This is a genomic window from Mesorhizobium sp. SP-1A (assembly GCF_032460275.1).
Taxonomy (GTDB): domain Bacteria; phylum Pseudomonadota; class Alphaproteobacteria; order Rhizobiales; family Rhizobiaceae; genus Mesorhizobium.
Genome location: NZ_JAVXZD010000001.1, coordinates 96,526 through 115,759 on the forward strand (window position 1 = coordinate 96,526; position 19,234 = coordinate 115,759).

The following is a 19,234-nucleotide window of genomic DNA, read 5'->3' on the forward strand; positions in this document are numbered from 1 at the left end:
GGCAACATGACCTATCACAATCCCCCGACGACCCCGCGCCACTCGGCCACGTTCGATGAATACAGCATGTCGGAAATCCGCCGCGCCGCGGCGACCGGCATCTACGACATCCGCGGCTCGGGCGCCAAGCGCAAGGTCCCGCATTTCGACGATCTCCTGTTCCTCGGCGCGTCGATTTCGCGTTATCCGCTCGAAGGCTATCGCGAGAAGTGCGAGACCAAGGTGGTGCTCGGCACCCGCTTCGCCAAGAAGCCGATCGAACTGAAGATCCCGATCACCGTGGCGGGCATGAGCTTCGGCTCGCTGTCCGGCCCGGCCAAGGAGGCCCTCGGCCGCGGCGCGACGATCGCCGGCACCTCCACCACCACCGGCGACGGCGGCATGACGGAGGAAGAGCGCGGTCATTCCAAGACCCTGGTCTACCAATACCTGCCGTCGCGCTACGGCATGAACCCGCGTGACCTGCGCCGCGCCGACGCCATCGAAGTGGTGGTCGGACAGGGCGCCAAGCCCGGCGGCGGCGGCATGCTGCTCGGCCAGAAGATCTCCGACCGCGTCGCCGAGATGCGTACCCTGCCCAAGGGCATCGACCAGCGCTCGGCCTGCCGTCACCCCGACTGGACCGGTCCGGACGATCTCGAGATCAAGATCCTCGAAATCCGCGAGATCACCGACTGGGAAAAGCCGATCTACGTCAAGGTCGGCGGCGCGCGCCCCTACTACGACACCGCGCTCGCCGTTAAGGCCGGTGCCGACGTGGTCGTGCTCGACGGCATGCAGGGCGGCACCGCCGCCACGCAGGAAGTGTTCATCGAGCATGTCGGCCAGCCGACGCTCGCCTGCATCCGGCCTGCGGTCCAGGCCCTCCAGGACCTCGGCATGCACCGCAAGGTGCAACTCATCGTCTCGGGCGGCATCCGCAACGGTGCCGACGTGGCCAAGGCGCTGGCGCTGGGCGCCGACGCGGTTTCGGTCGGCACTGCGGCCCTGATCGCGCTGGGCGACAACGATCCTCGTTGGGAGAGCGAGTATCAGAAGCTCGGCACCACGGCCGGCGCTTACGACGACTGGCACGAGGGCAAGGATCCTGCCGGCATCACGACGCAGGATGCGGAACTGATGAAGCGGGTGGATCCGATTGCTGCTGGTCGCCGCCTTGCGAATTATCTAAAAGTCATGACGCTGGAGGCACAGACGATCGCCCGTGCCTGTGGCAAGAACCACGTCCACAATCTCGAGCCGGAGGATCTGTGCGCCTTGACCATCGAGGCGGCAGCAATGGCGGGTGTCCCGCTGGCCGGGACGAATTGGGTGCCTGGCAAGAGCGCCTTTTAACAAGCTCGATTGGGAGGAAAATTCATGGGTACGGCCTTCGATGCCAAAATCGACCAGGCGGAAGTAACTGACCTCGGCGAGTTCGCCAAGACTCGCAAGATCAGGTACTTCATGGTCTCCTTCACGGACCTTTTCGGCGCACAGCGTGCAAAGCTGGTGCCCGCCCAGGTCATATCGGACATGCAGAAGGACGGAGCCGGCTTTGCCGGCTTCGCCACTTGGCTGGACCTCACGCCGGCGCATCCCGACATGCTGGCCGTACCTGATGCCTCTTCGGTCATCCAGTTGCCCTGGCGGCCGGAAGTGGCCTGGCTCGCTTCCGACTGCATCATGGAAGGCAAGAGCGTCGGGCAGGCTCCGCGCAACACGCTGAAGCGCCTGGTCGCCGAGGCGGCGGAGCAGGGCATCCGCGTCAAGACCGGCGTCGAGCCGGAGTTCTTCCTGGTCACGCCGGACGGCAAGCAGATTTCCGACGGTTACGACACCGCGGAGAAGTCCTGCTACGACCAGCAGGCGGTCATGCGCCGTTTCGACGTCATCGCCGAGATCTGCGACGCCATGCTCGAACTGGGCTGGAAGCCCTACCAGAACGACCACGAGGACGCGAACGGCCAGTTCGAGATGAACTGGGAGTATGACGACGTCCTCGCGACGGCGGACAAGCACTCCTTCTTCAAGTTCATGGTGCGCTCGATCGCCGAGAAGCACGGGCTGCGGGCGACCTTCATGCCCAAGCCCTTCAAGGGCCTCACCGGCAGCGGCTGCCACGCGCACATCTCCGTGTGGGACCTCAGCGGCAAGTCCAACGCCTTCGCCGACAAGAGCAAGGAACTCGGCCTCTCGGATCAGGGCCGCCATTTCCTCGGCGGTATCATGAAGCATGCGTCCGCGCTGGCCGCGATCTGCAACCCGACGGTCAATTCCTACAAGCGCATCAACGCGCCGCGCACCGTTTCGGGCGCCACCTGGGCACCGAACACGGTGACCTGGACCGGCAACAACCGCACCCACATGGTGCGCGTGCCGGGCCCCGGCCGCTTCGAACTGCGCCTGCCCGACGGTGCGGCCAACCCGTATCTGATGCAGGCCGTGATCATCGCGGCCGGCCTGTCCGGCATCCGCACGAAGGCCGATCCCGGCCCGCGCAGCGACGTCGACATGTACCGCGAGGGTCATACCGTCACGCACGGCGCCAAGCTGCCGCTCAATCTGCTTGACGCCCTGCGCGCCTATGACGAAGACAGCGAGCTGAAGGCCGCCATGGGCGAGGAGTTCTCGGCGGCGTTCATCAAGATGAAGACCACCGAGTGGAACGCCTACGCTTCCCACTTCACCCAGTGGGAACGGGACAACACGCTCGACATCTGAGATGCCGATGCCCGCCGCTCCGGCGGCGGGCAACCACTGCGCGGCCGCATTTTCGCCGGAGCAAACTGCGATGAAGTATTCGATATTCTCCCTTGCCAAGGCAGCGCTGTCCGGCCACCAGGGCTGGACGAGGGCCTGGCGCGACCCGGCGCCGAAGAGCCGCTACGACGTCGTCATCATCGGCGGCGGCGGCCACGGCCTCGCAACGGCCTATTTCCTTGCCAAGGAATATGGCATCCGCAACGTCGCCGTGCTCGAAAAGGGTTGGATCGGCTCCGGCAATGCCGGCCGCAACACCACCATCATCCGTTCCAACTACATGCTTCCGGGCAATGTCGGCTTCTATGAGCTGTCCATGAAGCTTTGGGAGCGGATGGAGCAGGACCTCAACTACAACACCATGGTGAGCCAGCGCGGCATCATCAATCTCTACCATTCCGACGCGCAGCGCGACGCCTTTGCCCGGCGCGGCAATTCCATGCGCATCAACGGCATCGACGCGGAACTTCTCGACGCCGAGCAGATTCGCAAGGAGCTGCCGTTCCTCAACTATTCCAACCCGCGCTTCCCGATCCTGGGGGGCCTCGCCCAGCGGCGCGGCGGCACGGCCCGCCACGACGCGGTGGTGTGGGGCTACGCCCGCGCCGCGAACGACCTGGGCGTCGATATCATCCAGAATTGCGAAGTCACCGGCTTCCAGCGCACCAACGGCCGCATCACCGGCGTCGAGACGACGCGCGGCAACATCGCTGCCGGCAAGGTCGGCATGGCCGTCGCCGGCAACACTTCGCGCGTCGCGGCCATGGCCGGCATGAAGCTGCCGGTCGAGAGCCACGTGCTGCAGGCGTTCGTCTCGGAGGCGATCAAGCCGCTTATTCCGGGCGTCGTCACCTTCGGCGCCGGCCATTTCTATGTCAGCCAGTCCGACAAGGGCGGCCTCGTCTTCGGCGGCGACCTCGACGGCTACAACTCCTATGCCCAACGCGGCAACATGCCGGTGATGGAAGACGTCTGCGAGGGCGGCATGGCGATCATGCCCATGATCGGGCGCGTGCGCCTGCTGCGCCAGTGGGGCGGCATCATGGACATGTCGATGGACGGCACGCCGATCATCGACAAGACCCCGGTCGAGGGCCTCTATCTCAACGCCGGCTGGTGCTACGGCGGCTTCAAGGCGACGCCGGCTTCCGGCCTCGTCTTCGCCCACCTGATGGCGCGCGACGAGCCGCATCAGGAGGCGACCCGCTTCCGGCTCGACCGTTTCCGGCGCGGCGCCATGGTCGACGAAAAGGGCCAGGGCGCCCAGCCAAACCTACATTGAAAGCGGGATAGGCCTGATGCGTATTGCATGTCCCTTCTGCGGCGAACGCGAGCTCGGCGAGTTCAGCTATCTCGGCGACGCCTCCCCCAAACGCCCACGCTACACGGTGGACGACGGCACCGATCCCGCGGCGCTGGAGGATGCCTTCTACGACTACGTCTATCTGCGCGACAACGTAGCCGGCACCATGCGTGAATATTGGTATCACGGAGGCGGCTGCCGTTCCTGGCTGATAGCCGAACGCAGCACGCTCACCCACGAATTCAAATCGGTGCAGGCCGCGCCTGGCGCGGGAGCGGCCAAGGCGGCACTGCCGGGAGAATGAGCATGTCGGGTTATACCGAATCCCAACCCCTCAGCAGGACTTCCGCGAAGGAAGACGATGCTGGCACGGCCGCGCGCGCGGCAGGCGGCGCGCAGTCGCACCGGCTTCGCAGCGGCGGCCTGATCGACCGCAAGGCGCCGCTGAGCTTCACCTTCGACGGCAAGGCGATGACCGGCTACGCCGGCGACACGCTGGCTTCCGCGCTGGTCGCGAACGGCGTCAAGCTGGTCGCCCGCTCGTTCAAGTACCATCGCCCGCGCGGCATCATGACGGCCGGCTCCGAAGAGCCGAGTGCGCTGGTGGAGATGCGTTCCGGCGCCCGCCGCGAACCGAACACGCGAGCCACCACGCAGGAGCTCTACGACGGCCTCGTCGCCAACAGCCAGAACCGCTGGCCCTCGCTGCGGCGGGACTTCATGGCGGTGAATTCGCTGCTGTCGCCGATCTTCGTAGCCGGGTTCTACTACAAGACCTTCATGTGGCCGGCGAAGTTCTGGGAATCGCTCTATGAGCCGCTGATCCGCCGTGCCGCCGGTCTCGGCAAGAGCGCGGGCCAGCCCGATCCGGACCACTATGACAAGGTCTGGGCGCATTGCGACGTGCTCGTGATCGGTTCCGGCGCGACTGGCCTGTCGGCCGCCCTTGCAGCCGGCCGCACCGGCGCCCGTGTCATCCTCGTGGAGGAGGACACGTCGCTCGGCGGCCGCCTGCTCAGCGACGGCGGCGAGATCGACGGCGTGTCGGCTGGCGAATGGCTTCGTCGCACGACGGCCGAACTCGAAGGCATGTCCAATGTCCGCATCATGAGGCGGACGGCCCTGTTCGGCGTTTATGACGGCGGCACCTACGGCGCGCTCGAGCGCGTCAACGACCATGTTCCGGTGCCCGGAGCGCATCAGGTTCGCCAGCGTCTCTGGCGCATCGTCGCGAAGCGCAGCGTGGTTGCCGCAGGCGCCCTCGAGCGGCCGATCGTGTTCCCCGGCAACGACCGCCCCGGCGTGATGATGGCTTCGGCCGTCCGCACCTATGTCAACCGTTTCGCGGCCATGCCGGGCCGGCAGGTTGCGCTGTTCACCAACAATGACGACGGCTGGCGCACGGTGGAGGCGATCCAGCGTGCCGGCGGCGCGGTCGCCGCCGTCGTGGATCCGCGCGGCAAGGTTCCCGCCGCATATCAGGACCTGGCCAAGGCTTCCGGGCTGCGCGTCGTGGCGGGCGGCGTGTCCGACATCAAGGGCAGCGTCGACGGCGTCCGCGGCGTCGTGGTGACGGCGAATGACGGCCGCAGCCAGGAGATTTCGGCGGATTGCCTTGCCGTCTCCGGCGGCTGGAACCCGAATGTGGGCCTCTCCTGCTTCCATCGCGGCCGCCCGGTGTGGCGCGACGACATCGCCGCCTTCGTTCCGGGCGATTGCCCGCCCGGCATGACGATGGCCGGTGCGGCGAAGGGCGAGTTCTCGCTCGGCGAGTGCCTGCGCGACGGCCATGCGGCCGGCGCTGCGGCCGCTGCCGACTGCGGCTTCGGCAAGGGCGCGGGCGCGCCGGCGCAGGCGGACGACGAAGCCTATGCGATCTCGCCGCTCTGGCAGGTGAAGGTCAAGGGCAAGGCTTTCGTCGACTTCCAGCACGATGTCACCGCATCGGACGTGACGCTGGCGCAGCGCGAGGGCTATGAGAGCGTCGAGCATCTGAAGCGTTATACCACGCTCGGCATGGCGACCGACCAGGGCAAGACCTCCAACATCAACGGCCTGGCCATCATGGCCGCCGCCACCGGCCGCTCCATCCCGGAAACCGGCACGACGATCTACCGGCCGCCCTATGCGCCGGTCGCGATCGGCGCCTTCGCCGGTCACAACAGAGACGAGACGTTCCACGCCTGGCGGCTTGCGCCGTCGCATCACTGGGCGGCGGCGCGCGGCGCGGTGTTCGTCGACGTCGGCCTGTGGAAGCGCGCGCAATGGTATCCGCAGCCTGGCGAGAAGGACTGGCTGCAATCGGTCAACCGCGAGGTCATGGCCGTGCGCAACGGCGTCGGCTTCTGCGATGTCTCGACGCTGGGCAAAGTCGATGTGCGCGGCGCCGACGCAGGCACCTTCCTCGACCGCGTCTACATCAATGCGTTCTCCTCTCTCGCGGTGGGCAAGGCCCGCTACGGCCTGATGCTGCGTGAGGACGGCATCGTCATGGACGACGGCACCACCTCGCGTCTGGCCGACGACCATTATTTCCTGACGACGACCACCGCCAAGGCCGGTCCCGTCATGCAGCACCTGGAGTTCTGCCGGCAGATGCTGTGGCCGGAACTGGATGTCCAGCTTTCCTCGGCAACCGACCAGTGGGCACAGTTCTCCATCGCCGGGCCGAAGACGCGCGACCTCCTGCAGGCCTTGTGCGACCCGTCCGAGGATCTCAGCAACGAAGGCTTCCCCTTCATGGGCGCCCGCGAGGTCAAGCTGCGCGGCGGAGTTACGGCTCGCCTGTTCCGCATCTCCTTCTCGGGCGAGATGGCCTTCGAAATTTCGGTGCCGGCCCGCTATGGCAACGCGATGGCCGAGAACCTGATGATCGCCGGCAAGCCTTTCGGCGTCACGCCCTACGGCACGGAGGCGCTGGGCGTCATGCGCATCGAAAAGGGCCATGTCGCCGGGCCGGAGCTCAACGGCACCACCACGGCCGACGATCTCGGCCTCGGCAAGATGATGTCCAAGAAGAAGGACTTCATCGGACGGGTGATGGCGGGCCGCGAGGCGCTGGTTTCGCCGGATCGCCAGGTGGTGGTCGGCATCAAGCCGGTCGACAGGCAGCGGCGGCTGCGCTCGGGCGCGCATGTCGTGCCGAAGGGACAGATTCCCGGACCGGACACGGATCACGGCTACGTCACCTCGGTGTGCTTCTCGCCCACGCAGAACCAATGGCTCGGACTTGGCCTGGTCAAGCGCGGACGCGAGCGGTTCGGCGAAGTGGTTCGCATCTACGATCCGTTGCGGAACGAGGACTACGAGGCCGAGATTTGCAACCCGGTCTTCTACGATCCGGAGGGAGTGCGTCAACGTGGCTGATTTTTCCTGGACAACCCAATCGCCTTTGCAAAAGGCGCTGGTGGCGGGCGCCCATGGCGCCTCCGGGCCGGCCGGTGTCACTTTGACGGAGATTCGCGACATCCTGCTGGTGCAGGTCATGGCGCGCCGCGGCAAGGCGGCAGAGACGGCCAAGGCCGCCAAGAAGCTGTTCGGCGCGGAGCCGCCGGCAAAGCCCGGCGTCGCGTCCGGCAAAGGCGTGACCCTGATCTGGTCCGGCCCCGACCAGTTCCTGGCCTATGCGCCGCGGGGCGACGGCAGCCAGCTTGGAAAGATCGCCGAGGCGTTCGCAGGTAGCGCCTCGCTGTCGGACCAGTCCGACGGCCGCTGCCTGCTCCGCATTTCCGGCTCGCGCGCGAGACAGGCCATGGCCAAGTTCCTGTCGCTCGACCTGCATGACAGCGTCTTTCCTGTCGGCGCCGCTGCCACGACCTCGCTCGACCATACGGCAGTCAACCTTTGGCGCGATGCGGACAGCGCAGACGGGTTGCCGGTCTACAATCTCGCGGTTTTCACAAGCTTCGCCGACAGTCTCTACGGGGTGGTCGCGGAGTCTTCCTTGGAATTCGGTCTGCAGTCGGCCTCGGTTGCCGCCGCATAGAGCCGGTTTTATTATTGACGCAAAAGCCCCGTCCCTGACGGGGCTTTTGTCGTTTTGGCCACGGACATCCATCGCCAAGCTCGTCGCGGGTAAAAAAAATGGCTTGGCAACGAGTGCCAAGCCTGAAAAAGGGCGTTCCTGCTTGGGAGAAGAAGGAACGCCGCGGGAGCGGGTGTCGGCTCAGCCTTGTGGCGCGCCGTTTCCGGTGGCGGCGAATGCTTGCGAACGCGAAGCTTGTCGCCCGTCGATCCGAGGATGTGCTCGGCGTTGAGCACCTGCGGGGGACTATGTGGTATAGCCGCCTAATAGTCAACTGACAGGCAACAAAATTTCATTAAAAGAAAGTCTGCATCGAAAACACTGCCTTCGCTGCAGCTCCGCTTGCGCACGGCAGCAGTGTTGCGCAGAGGCGAACGGCCGCCTCATAGAGAGAATATCTTCCTCGCTGCCGTTGCGTTATGGTGCATCGGCGATCAATAACGAGGAAGAGCCGGTCGCCAGGGGAGGAACATGGATCGAGCGTGGAAGCATCAGGGCGAGCACGTCGATGGCAAGGCGGCGCAACCGGCCGCGGAGAAATTCAAGGTCTTGGTGGCGGAGCGCAATCCATTGGTCGTGGCGGCGCTCGGCGACATGATCTCGCGCGATGGTCGGTTCGAACTGGTCGGCAGCCTGCAGAACGGCCGGGACTTCCTCGAGGCTGTTGCCGCGAAGTCCATGCCTTTCGACGTGGCCGTGCTCGGGTGGCGGCTGTCCGACACCGACAGCGGCGAGGTTCTGGCCGAGATGCAGCGCCGCTCGCTCCCGGCGCGGGTGGTCATCTTCTCCAACGACCATGACGTCGCAATCCTCAAGCAGTGCGTGCGCCTGGGCGCGCAGGGCTATTGCTACCAGTTCGAGGATCCCGCGATCCTGTTCGACACGCTGATGGCGGTCGTCCATGGGCGCATCTGCATCCCCTATATCGACGTGTCGAAGATCAACGACACGCCGCTGTCGCGATTGACGACACGCGAACGGGAGCTTCTTGCCGTCCTCGCCGACGGCTGGACCAATCTCCAGATCGCCGCCCGCACCGGCATTTCGGAGAATACCGTCAAATACCACCTCAAGAACCTGTACGACAAACTCGAGGTCAAGAACCGTGCGATGGCGGTGGCCCTCTACGCCAGCGAAAAGAACCGCACGCCTTCGCTCAATTCGCGCTGACCGGCGGCGATGCGCCGGTTGGTCCGTTGTTTTTCCTTGGAAAAATAGCTTTCTTGCGGACGGCTCGCCCGGCCGGAGACCGGTATGCTCCGCCTTTCCCCTGCGGTGCGAACGGGTAGGTTTTGCCCTATCCGATGGGAGCCCGGGGCCTCCGAAAGAGTAGTTTGGGGCCAGTCTCACAAGGTCGGCTTTTCTATCTGGCTAGGTGTTGTTGGAGAAGACATCACGCATCACCATCACCCCAATGCCACAGGTAGAGCACGAGGCTCGCCGCTGTCCTTGGGAGGTTTTGTAATGGCCGGTTATAATCAGCTTTTCGTTCCGGGTCCCACCAACGTTCCTGAGAGCGTCCGGCAGGCGATGAACATGCCCATGGAGGATATGCGCGCCCCGGATTATCCGAGCTTCACGCGCGGGCTCTTCCAGGACATCGCCAAGGTGTTCCGCAACGACGGCGGCCGCGTCTTCATTTTCCCGTCGTCCGGCACCGGCGCCTGGGAATCCGCCATCACCAACACCTTGAACCCCGGTGACCGCGTGCTGATGTCGCGCTTCGGCCAGTTCTCGCTGCTGTGGGTCGACATGGCCGAGCGCATGGGCCTCGACGTCGACGTGATCGATGTCGACTGGGGTACCGGCGTTCCGGTCGAGCTCTACGCCGAGCGTCTCGCGGCCGACAAGGAGCACCGCATCAAGGCCGTGTTCTGCACGCACAACGAAACCGCCACCGGCGTCACCAGCGACATCGCTGCGGTGCGGGCCGCTCTCAACGCGGCGAAGCATCCCGCGCTGCTGTTCGTGGATGGCGTTTCGTCCGTCGGCTCGATCGATTTCCGCCAGACTGAATGGGGCGTGGACCTCGCCGTTTCCGGTTCTCAGAAGGGCTTCATGCTGCCGCCCGGCCTCGGCTTCCTGTCGGTCAGCCAGAAGGCGCTCGACTTCGCGAAGGACTCGACCAGGAACAGCCGGTCGAACCGCTGCTACTTCTCCTTCGAGGACATGATCCGCGCCAACGACACCGGCTACTTCCCCTACACCCCGGCGGTGCAGTTGCTGCGCGGCCTGCGCGTCTCGCTCGACCTGTTGCTGGAGGAAGGGCTGGACAACGTGTTCCAGCGCCATAACCGGCTTGCCGAAGGCGTGCGCCGTGCGGTGGACGCATGGGGCCTGCGCCTGTGCGCCAAGGAAGCGAAGTGGAATTCCGACACGGTCAGCGCCGTGCTCGCCCCGGAGGGGATCGACAGCGCCCAGATCGTCAAGACCGCGTATGAAAAGTACCAGACCTCGCTCGGCGTCGGCCTCAATAAGGTCGCCGGCAGGGTGTTCCGCATCGGCCATCTGGGCTGGGTCAACGAAGTCATGATGTGCGGCGCGCTTTCGGCCGCCGAAATGGCGCTGCGCGACTGCGGTGCGAAGATCACGGCCGGTTCGGGCGTCGGCGCGGCGCTCGAATACTACCGGGTTTCGCAGCAGCCGGCCGTCGCCAAGGCGGCCTGACGCGGCACGGGCCCTTCACGGGAGGAACAGATGAGCCATACCATCCACCATCTGCGCAAGCTTCGGCTCCAGCGCAGCGAGCTCGCGGTGCCGGGCTCGAACCCGGAAATGATCCGCAAGGCTGCCGACGGCGCCGCCGACTACGTCTTCCTCGACATCGAGGACGCGGTGGCGCCGCCCGACAAGGAGCGTGCGCGCAAGAACATCATCCAGGCGCTTAACGAGATCGACTGGCGCGCCCGCGGCAAGACCATCTCGGTACGCATCAACGGCCTCGACACCCACTATATGTATCGTGATGTCGTCGACGTGATGGAGCAGGCCGGCGACCGGCTCGACACCATCCTGGTGCCGAAGGTCGGTGTTCCGTCCGATCTCTACATGGTCGAGGCCATGGTCAACCAGATCGAGATGGCCAAGGGCTTCAAGACCCGCGTGGGCCTGGAGGCGCTGATCGAAACCGCGCTCGGCATGGCCAATGTCGAAGCCATCGCCGCCTATGGCAGCCGGCTGGAAGCGCTCCATTTCGGCGTCGCCGACTATGCGGCGAGCTGCAAGGCGCGCACCGTCAACATCGGCGGTCTCAATCCCGATTATCCGGGCGACCAATGGCATGCCGCGCTGTCGCGCATGACCGTGGCCTGTCGCGCCTACGGCCTGCGCGCCATCGACGGACCGTTCGGCGACTTCTCCGATCCGGAAGGCTATATCGCCGCCGCGAAGCGCGCCGCCGCGCTGGGCATCGAGGGCAAATGGGCCATCCATCCTTCCCAGGTCGAGCTGGCCAACACCGTCTTCTCGCCGCCTGAGAAGGAGGTGACGCGCGCCCGTCGCATCATCGAAGTGCTGAAGGAAGCGGAAGAGCAAGGCAAAGGCGCCGCCGCTCTCGACGGCAAGATGATCGACGCCGCATCCGAACGCATGGCACGCAATGTGCTCATCATGCACGAAGCGATCGAACACGCGGCCCAGGCCCGCACTTCGCTTCCCAACTGAGCCGAACAGAGGAGGAGTTCGACATGGATATCCACGAATATCAGGCCAAGGAACTGCTTTCGCGCTATTCGGTGCACATCCCGCGCGGCGGTCTCGCCTATAGCCCCGAGCAGGCGGCCTATCGCGCCAGCGAGATCGGCGGCGGCCAGTGGGTCGTCAAGGCGCAGATCCACTCCGGCGCCCGCGGCAAGGCCGGCGGCATCCGCGTCTGCAAGTCCGACGGCGAGGTGTCGGATGCTGCGGAAGCCATGCTCGGCCGCAAGCTGGTGACCAAGCAGACCGGCCCCAAGGGCAAGCTGGTGTCGCGCCTCTATATCGAGGAGACGGTCGACATCGCCCAGGAGCTTTATCTGGGCATCGTGCTCGATCGCAAATCGGAGCGCGTCATGATCGTGGCTTCGGCCTCGGGCGGCATGGAGATCGAGGAGATCGCCGAAAAGCAGCCCGATTCCATCATCCGCGCCATCGTCGATCCGGGTGCGGGCATGCAGCAGTTCCAGGCCCGCGAGATCGCCTTCGGCCTCGGCCTCGAGAAGCATCTGATCGGCAAGGCAGTCGACACGCTGATGGGCTGCTACCGCGTGTTCCGCGATTTCGACGCGGGCATGCTGGAGATCAATCCGCTCGTGGTGACCAAGGACGGCCAGCTCCTGGCGCTCGACGCCAAGATGTCCTTCGATGAGAACGCGCTGTTCCGCCGCGCCGAGATTTCCGAACTGCGCGACAAGTCGCAGGAAGATCCACGCGAGACCTTCGCCAGCGACCGCGGTCTGTCCTATGTCGGCCTCGAAGGCAATATCGGCTGCATCATCAACGGTGCCGGCCTTGCCATGGCGACCATGGACATGATCAAGATCGCCGGCGGCGAGCCGGCAAACTTCCTCGACATCGGCGGCGGTGCGTCGCCCGAGCGTGTCGCCAAGGCGTTCCGCGCGGTGTTGGCGGACAAGAATGTCGAGACCATCCTGGTCAACATCTTTGCCGGCATCAACCGCTGCGACTGGGTGGCGGAAGGCGTCATCAAGGCGATCCGGGAGGTCGGCGTTTCCGTGCCGCTGGTGGTTCGCCTTGCCGGCACGAATGTGGAGGAGGGACGTCGCATCCTGGCCGAGTCGGGCGAGAAGGTGATTGTCGCCGAGACGCTGGCCGAGGCTGCCGAAAAGGCGGTCGAGGCGATGCACGCCTTCTCGAAAAGCAAGAAGCACTAAGGGAGGACGACCATGAGCATTCTTCTCAACCGGCGCACCCGCGTCATCGTCCAGGGCCTCACCGGCAAGATCGGCACGTTCCATGCGGACGACATGAGACGCTACGGCACCAATGTCGTCGGCGGCGTCACGCCCGGCAAGGGCGGCACGGTCCACCAGGGCATCCCGGTCTTCAACACCGTCAAGGGCGCGGTGCGCGAGACCGGCGCTGAAGCCAGCATCGTCTTCGTGCCGCCGCCCTTCGCGGCCGACTCCATCATGGAGGCCGCCGATGCGGGCCTGAAGCTGTGCGTCTGCATCACCGACGGCATTCCCTCGCAGGACATGATGCGCGTCAAGCGCTACATGCGCCGCTTCCGCTACGAGGACCGCATGCGCCTCGTCGGCCCGAACTGCGCCGGCGTCATCACTCCGGGCCAGGCGCTGATGGGCATCATGCCGGGCAGCATCTACCTTCCGGGCCGCGTCGGCATCGTCGGCCGCTCCGGCACGCTGGGCTACGAAGCGGCTTCGCAGATGAAGGCCAGGGGCATCGGCGTCTCGACCAGCGTCGGCATCGGCGGCGACCCGATCAACGGCTCGTCCTTCAAGGACATCCTCAAGCTGTTCGAGGAAGATCCGGACACGGACGCCGTCGTCATGATCGGCGAGATCGGCGGTCCGCAGGAGGCCGAGGCTGCGGAGTGGGCCAAGCACAATATGCGCAAGCCCCTCATCGCTTACATCGCCGGTCTTTCCGCCCCGAAGGGCAAGCGCATGGGCCATGCCGGCGCCATCATTTCCGCCTTCGGCGAATCCGCGCAGGAAAAGGTGGAGATCCTGCGCGATGCCGGCGTCGCCATCGTGCCGACCCCGGCTGCGTTCGGCGAGACCGTGGAAGAGGTGCTGCGTCAGCAGAAGCAGGCTGCGGCCTGATCGATCCTAAGGGGCCGGCTTGCCGGCCCCTTCTTCCTGCTCTATCAGCAGGCAGCAAATCTAAGGACTTTCCATGAAGCCACGCATCATCGTCACCCGGCGCTGGCCGGCCGCCGTCGAGCAGGTTCTGGCCGAACGCTTCGACACCACGTTCAACCAGGGTGACGCGCCGCTCGGTCCCATCGAGCTGAAGGCGGCGTTCCAGGCTTTCGACGCGATCCTGCCCACCGTGAGCGACCACATGCCGGCTTCCGTCTTCCCCGACGGAGACGTCCGCGCCCGTATACTGGCCAATTTCGGTGTCGGCTTCAGCCATATCGACATCGATGCGGCGCGCGAGCGCGGCATCGTCGTCACAAATACGCCGGGCGTGCTGACGGACTGCACCGCCGACATAGCGCTGAGCCTGATCCTTGCGGTCGCCAGGCGCGCGGGCGAGGGCGAGCGCCAGTTGCGTGCCGGCGAATGGGCCGGCTGGTGCCCGACCCACATGATCGGCACGAAGGTCACCGGCAAGAAGATCGGCATCATCGGCATGGGCCGCATCGGCAAGGCGACGGCCAAGCGCGCGCATTTCGGCTTCGACATGGACGTGGTCTTCTACAACCGCTCCAAGGTGGACGACGAGGAGACCCGCGCCATGGGCGCGCGCCAGCTTCCGACCATCGAGGACGTTTTGGCCGAGGCCGATTTCGTCTCGCTGCACTGCCCCGGCGGCGCGGCCAACCGGCATCTGATCAATGCCGAACGGCTGGCGGTCATGAAGCGCAGCGCCTTTCTCATCAACACCGCGCGCGGCGATGTGGTCGACCAGGCGGCCTTGATCGAAGCGTTGGAAAACAAGCGCATCGCTGGTGCCGGCCTGGACGTGTTCGACGGCGAGCCCAATGTGCCCGAGGCGCTCAGGCGCCTCGAGAACGCGGTTCTGCTGCCGCATCTCGGCAGCGCGACCGAGGAAACCCGCGTCGCCATGGGCATGAAGGCGGTGGACAATCTGACCGCTTTCTTCGAAGGCAAGGAACTGCCGGACCGCGTCGTCTGACCGGTTTCCTGGACTGACGGAGACAAGGCCGCCTTCGACTCGATACGAAGGCGGCTTTTCTTTTTGCGGCTAATTGGGGCTCGCTGAAATGCGCCGTCCGCTCGCGGGATCGAACACGTGCAGCGATGCCGGATCGGCGGACAGCCGGACGGTTTCGCCGGACTTCACGTCGGCGCGGCCCATGGCGAAGACGCAGACCTGCTGGCCCGCGAGCGTGACATAGAACTGGGTCGAAAGCCCGAGCGGCTCCACCACCTCCACCAAGGCCTTCAGCCCGTTGTCGGTCAGCCGGATATGCTCCGGTCGCAGCCCGACGGTGATCGCGGCGTCGTTCTCCAAAGGCAGGCCGGCCGGCAAGGCCAGCTTCTGGCCGTCGGCCAGCACGGCCTCCACCTTGCCGGTGCTCATGCTCACGGTCGCAGGCAGGAAATTCATTCCCGGCGAGCCGATGAAGCCGGCCACGAATATATTGGCGGGGCGGTCGTACAGATCGAGCGGAGCGCCGACCTGCTGCACTGCGCCGTCGTGCATGACCACGATGCGGTCGGCCATGGTCATGGCCTCGATCTGGTCGTGTGTGACGTAGACCGAGGTGGTCTTGAGCTGCTGGTGCAGCGCCTTGATCTCGGCGCGCATGTGCACGCGCAGCTTCGCGTCGAGGTTGGAGAGCGGCTCGTCGAACAGGAACACGGCCGGGTCGCGCACGATGGCGCGGCCCATGGCCACGCGCTGGCGCTGGCCGCCGGAAAGCTGCCGCGGCAGCCGCTCCAGCAGCGTCTGCAGGCCGAGCCGCTCGGCAGCCCCGTTGACGCGCGCCTCTATGGCCGATTTGCCGGCTTTGCGCAGCATCAGGCTGAAGCCCATGTTGGACGACACCTTCATGTGCGGGTAGAGCGCGTAGGATTGGAATACCATGGCGATGTCGCGGTCCTTCGGCGCGACGTCGTTGACGACGCGTTCGCCGATGCGGATTTCCCCGCCGGAAACCTCCTCCAGCCCAGCGATCATGCGCAGCAGCGTGGACTTGCCGCAGCCGGAGGGGCCGACCAGCACGACGAATTCGCCGTCGGCGATGTCGAGGTCGACCGCTTCCAGGACGCGGAAATTGCCGTAGTCCTTGCGGACCTTTGCGAGCGTGACGGAAGCCATCGGCTTACCCCTTGACCGCCCCGGCGGTGAGGCCGGTGACGAGATAGCGTTGCAGGAAGGCGAAGAAGATGCAGACCGGGATCAGGGCCAGGATCGACGCGGCCATCATCTGTCCCCAGTCCACCGCGAACTTGCCGATGAAGGTGAGCAGCCCGACTGCGAAGGTCTTCTGCTCATCGCTGGAGATCAGCATCAGCGCAAACAGCAGCTCGCTCCAGGCGGCGGTGAAGACGAAGCCCAGCGTGGCGCCCAGGCCGGGCAGGGTCAGCGGCACGATCACCCGGCGCATCGCCTGGGCGCGCGTGCAGCCGTCGATCATCGCGGCTTCCTCGAGGTCCTTCGGGATGCCGTCGAAGAACGACTGCATGAGGAAGGTGGCGAAGGCGGTGTTGAAGGCCGTGTAGATGATGATCAGCCCGGTCAGGCTGTTGATCAGGCCGAGCTGGCCCATGATGCGGTAGATGGGCGGGATGACCATCACCAGCGGGAAGGTCTGGGTGAGCAAGAGCAGCACCGCCAGCGTGGCCTTGCCGCGGAAGGTAAAGCGCGACATGGCATAGCCGGCCAGCGTGGCGATCACGGTGACCAGCGCCGACGTGGAAACCGACACGATCACGCTGTTGAGGAAGTAGCGCGGGAAGTCGGAGGCGCCGAGCACGGTGGCATAGTTCTCCAGCGTCGTGCGCGAAGGCCAGAGCGTGATGCCCTCAGAATAGAGGAGCCGGGACGGCGTCACCGAGATTTTCAGCGTCCAGTAGATCGGAAACAGCGCGAAGATCACATAGGCGCCAATGGCCCCGTAGAGGCCGATGCCGCCGACGAGGCGCGAGGAACTGGAGCGTCCGGCGATCATGACGTGTGCCTCGTCAGCGTGCGGCGGATGCCGATCAGCACCGCGGCGTAGAGGATGAGCAGCACCAGAAGCAGCACCGCGACGGCCGATGCATAGCCCTTGTCGAGCGACTTGAAGGCGCTGACGTAGATGTAGACCGGCACCGTGTTGGTGGAACCCGCCGGCCCGCCAGCCGTCATGACGAAGATCAGGTCGGCGAAAGTGGCGATCCAGATGGTGCGCAGCATCACCGTGATGGCGATTGTCGGCGCCAGGAAGGGCAGCGTGACTTTGGTGAAGCGCTGCCAGGGCGTGGCCCCGTCGATGGCTGCCGCCTCGTGCAGCTCGCCGGGGATGGACTTCAGCGCCGCCAGCAGCGTGATGGCGAAGAAGGGGATGCCGAACCAGACATTGGCGATGATCGGCCCCCACATGGCGGTGCCGGGATCGGACAGGATGTTGTTCGGCGCCGACATCAGGCCGAGCGCATAGAGCCAGTGCGGCAGCGGGCCGACGATCGGGTTGAACAGCCATGCCCAGGTGAGTCCGGACAGGAAGGACGGCACCGCCCAGGGCAGGAACACCACCGCCTGAACGACCCTGCGGCCGGTGAACGGCTTGTCGAGCAGCAGCGCCAGGCCGAGCCCGAGGAAGAACTGGAAGAACAGGCTGGCCACTGTCCACCACAGCGTGTTGAACAGCGCCTGGCCGAGCAGCGGGTCCGAAAGCATCGCCTCGTATTGGCCGAGCCCGACATATTCCGACTTGAAGGCCGAGAACTTGCGGAAGGAATAGCCGATGCCGATGACCAGCGGTACCAGAAGCACCGCGATCAAAAGCACGATCGCAGGGCTGAGATAGAGCCATGGCTCGACTGCCGCGAAGGCGAAGCGCCCGCGGCGCGGCCTGCCGGCGGATCCTGTCTCGGAAACGGCGTAGGTCATTGCGTGTCCATGGGGTGCCGCACGCGGTCGGCCCGTGCTCGATGTCGATGGAAAGACCCTCTCCCCGGGAGAAAGGGAGAGGGTCGGACCGGAGCGGGCCTATTTCTTGTTCTTGGCCATCCAGTCCTGCTGTTCCTTGGTCAGGAACGCCGCCCACTCGTCGGCGACGTCCTTGGCCGTGCGCTTGCCGAGCAGCATTTCCTGCAGGTCCTTCACCGAGACCGAGTCATAGAAATTGCCGAGGTTCTCCAGATGGGTCGGTGGGGTGACGAAGACATATTTGTCGCCGCCGTTCAGTTCCTCGAACCAGCCCTTGAACTGCTCGGTCTTGAAATGCGGGTCCTCTTCCGCGCCCTTGTGGATCGGGATGACGCCCACTTCCTTGGCCCAGTCCAGATTGTCCTTGGGCGAAAGCAGCGTCGCCATCAGTTTCCAGGCGTCGTCCTTGACCTTGGAATTGGCGAACATGGCCCAGCCGGCATAGCCGAGCGTCGGATAGGCCTTGCCGTTCGGCCCGGCCGGCATCGGCGCCACGGCGAAGTCGTCCGGATTCATCTTCTCGGCGATGCCGAGCAGCGCGTCCGGGTCCTGGTCGAGCATGGCGCAGGTGCCGGAGTAGAACCCGGTGACGATCTCGTTGAAGCCCCAGCTCACGCTGTCCTTGGGCGCATAGCCCTTCTGGTAGATGTCAGCCAGCATTTGCAGGCCCTTGATCGAACCCGGATCGTTGAAGATCGAAGTGCCGTCCTCGTTGAAGTAGCCGCCCTTGCCGTCGGCCGTGTTCATGAACATCTGCGCGCCGTTGAAGGCGCCGGGGCCGCCGCGCAGGCAGTAGCCGTATTTGCCCGGCAATGCCGAGATCTTCTTGGCCGATTCCACGAATTCGTCCAGCGTCGCCGGCGCGTGGTCGAGCCCGGCCTCCTTGAACAGCTTCTTGTTCCAGAACATGGCGCGGATGAAGTAGCCGTACGGGATCATGTACTGCTTGTTGTCCACGGTCGAGCCGAACTGTCTGGCGCGGTCGCCGAGCGTGGCGTTGTCCGGCCACTTCTCCATGTAGGGCCCGAGGTCCTCGAGCTGGCCGTTGTTGGCGTAGAGGCCCATCCAGCGTTCCGGCATCTCGACCACGTCGGGCGTGTCGCCGGCCTGCACCATGGTCAGGAATTTCTCGAAGGCCTGGCCCCAGGGCAGCGAGACCAGCTCGACCTTGACGCCGGGATTGGCCTGCTCGAATTCGGCGATCTGCTTCTTCAGGAATTCCGTTCGCGGCGGGCTGGTGATCACCTCGACCATCTTGACGGTGGTGTCAGCCAGCGCGCTTCCCGCAGATATGGCGAGCCCCGCCACGGCGGCGAGCAGGATGTTCAGTTTCCTCATTTCTGTTCACTCCCATTTTTAGAACCAGTTCTTGT

The 19,234-nt window shown here is 65.3% G+C and carries 16 protein-coding genes; 12 read left to right on the forward strand and 4 right to left on the reverse strand.

Annotated features, from left to right (window positions below; translation table 11 throughout):
• The first annotated feature begins 6 nt into the window (after positions 1-6).
• The 12 genes from QU595_RS00430 to QU595_RS00485 all read left to right on the forward strand — a co-directional run bounded on the left by QU595_RS00430 (position 7) and on the right by QU595_RS00485 (position 14,897).
• On the forward strand, positions 7-1,335 hold the full coding sequence (locus QU595_RS00430; RefSeq protein ID WP_315918202.1) for an FMN-binding glutamate synthase family protein: 1,329 nt from the start codon (positions 7-9) through the stop codon (positions 1,333-1,335).
• Positions 1,336-1,359: 24 nt separating this feature from the next.
• Complete coding sequence (glnT, locus tag QU595_RS00435) at positions 1,360-2,703, forward strand: type III glutamate--ammonia ligase (protein WP_315918204.1); 1,344 nt, start codon at positions 1,360-1,362, stop codon at positions 2,701-2,703.
• 70 nt (positions 2,704-2,773) lie between these two features.
• Positions 2,774-4,024 (forward strand): sarcosine oxidase subunit beta family protein, encoded by a 1,251-nt coding sequence (locus QU595_RS00440; protein ID WP_315918206.1) that lies wholly within the window; start codon positions 2,774-2,776, stop codon positions 4,022-4,024.
• Positions 4,025-4,040: 16 nt separating this feature from the next.
• Complete coding sequence (locus QU595_RS00445) at positions 4,041-4,349, forward strand: sarcosine oxidase subunit delta (protein WP_315918207.1); 309 nt, start codon at positions 4,041-4,043, stop codon at positions 4,347-4,349.
• Positions 4,346-7,411: a sarcosine oxidase subunit alpha gene (locus QU595_RS00450; protein ID WP_315918209.1), complete on the forward strand. Its 3,066-nt coding sequence runs from the start codon at positions 4,346-4,348 to the stop codon at positions 7,409-7,411. Before QU595_RS00445 ends, QU595_RS00450 begins: the two co-directional genes overlap by 4 nt.
• Positions 7,404-8,030: a sarcosine oxidase subunit gamma gene (locus QU595_RS00455; protein ID WP_315918210.1), complete on the forward strand. Its 627-nt coding sequence runs from the start codon at positions 7,404-7,406 to the stop codon at positions 8,028-8,030. The genes QU595_RS00450 and QU595_RS00455 overlap by 8 nt, the downstream gene beginning before the upstream one ends.
• Positions 8,031-8,540: 510 nt before the next feature.
• Positions 8,541-9,239: a response regulator transcription factor gene (locus QU595_RS00460; RefSeq protein WP_315918211.1), complete on the forward strand. Its 699-nt coding sequence runs from the start codon at positions 8,541-8,543 to the stop codon at positions 9,237-9,239.
• Positions 9,240-9,533: 294 nt separating this feature from the next.
• A complete protein-coding gene (locus QU595_RS00465) occupies positions 9,534-10,736 on the forward strand; it encodes an aminotransferase class V-fold PLP-dependent enzyme (protein ID WP_315918213.1) in 1,203 nt (400 codons plus the stop codon).
• A gap of 30 nt (positions 10,737-10,766) precedes the next feature.
• Positions 10,767-11,732, forward strand: a complete 966-nt coding sequence (locus tag QU595_RS00470) for a CoA ester lyase (protein WP_315918214.1) — start codon at positions 10,767-10,769, stop codon at positions 11,730-11,732.
• A 23-nt stretch (positions 11,733-11,755) separates the two neighbouring features.
• A complete protein-coding gene (locus QU595_RS00475; RefSeq protein WP_315918216.1) occupies positions 11,756-12,940 on the forward strand; it encodes a malate--CoA ligase subunit beta in 1,185 nt (394 codons plus the stop codon).
• Between the two features lie 12 nt (positions 12,941-12,952).
• Complete coding sequence (sucD, locus tag QU595_RS00480) at positions 12,953-13,855, forward strand: succinate--CoA ligase subunit alpha (RefSeq protein ID WP_315918217.1); 903 nt, start codon at positions 12,953-12,955, stop codon at positions 13,853-13,855.
• Positions 13,856-13,928: 73 nt separating this feature from the next.
• Positions 13,929-14,897 carry a D-glycerate dehydrogenase gene (locus QU595_RS00485; protein WP_315918218.1) on the forward strand — a complete coding sequence of 323 codons (969 nt, stop codon included), beginning with the start codon at positions 13,929-13,931 and terminating at the stop codon, positions 14,895-14,897.
• A gap of 69 nt (positions 14,898-14,966) precedes the next feature.
• On the opposite strand, the gene QU595_RS00490 is transcribed toward QU595_RS00485, so the two are convergent.
• From QU595_RS00490 to QU595_RS00505, 4 genes are all read right to left on the reverse strand, one after another.
• Positions 14,967-16,046 carry a sn-glycerol-3-phosphate ABC transporter ATP-binding protein UgpC gene (locus QU595_RS00490; RefSeq protein ID WP_315918219.1) on the reverse strand — a complete coding sequence of 360 codons (1,080 nt, stop codon included), beginning with the start codon at positions 16,044-16,046 and terminating at the stop codon, positions 14,967-14,969.
• Positions 16,047-16,050: 4 nt separating this feature from the next.
• Positions 16,051-16,899, reverse strand: a complete 849-nt coding sequence (locus QU595_RS00495) for a carbohydrate ABC transporter permease (protein WP_315918220.1) — start codon at positions 16,897-16,899, stop codon at positions 16,051-16,053.
• On the reverse strand, positions 16,896-17,822 hold the full coding sequence (locus QU595_RS00500; RefSeq protein ID WP_315918222.1) for a sugar ABC transporter permease: 927 nt from the start codon (positions 17,820-17,822) through the stop codon (positions 16,896-16,898). The genes QU595_RS00495 and QU595_RS00500 overlap by 4 nt, the downstream gene beginning before the upstream one ends.
• 99 nt (positions 17,823-17,921) lie before the next feature.
• Positions 17,922-19,199, reverse strand: a complete 1,278-nt coding sequence (locus QU595_RS00505) for a sugar ABC transporter substrate-binding protein (RefSeq protein WP_315918224.1) — start codon at positions 19,197-19,199, stop codon at positions 17,922-17,924.
• Between the last annotated feature and the right edge of the window lie 35 nt (positions 19,200-19,234).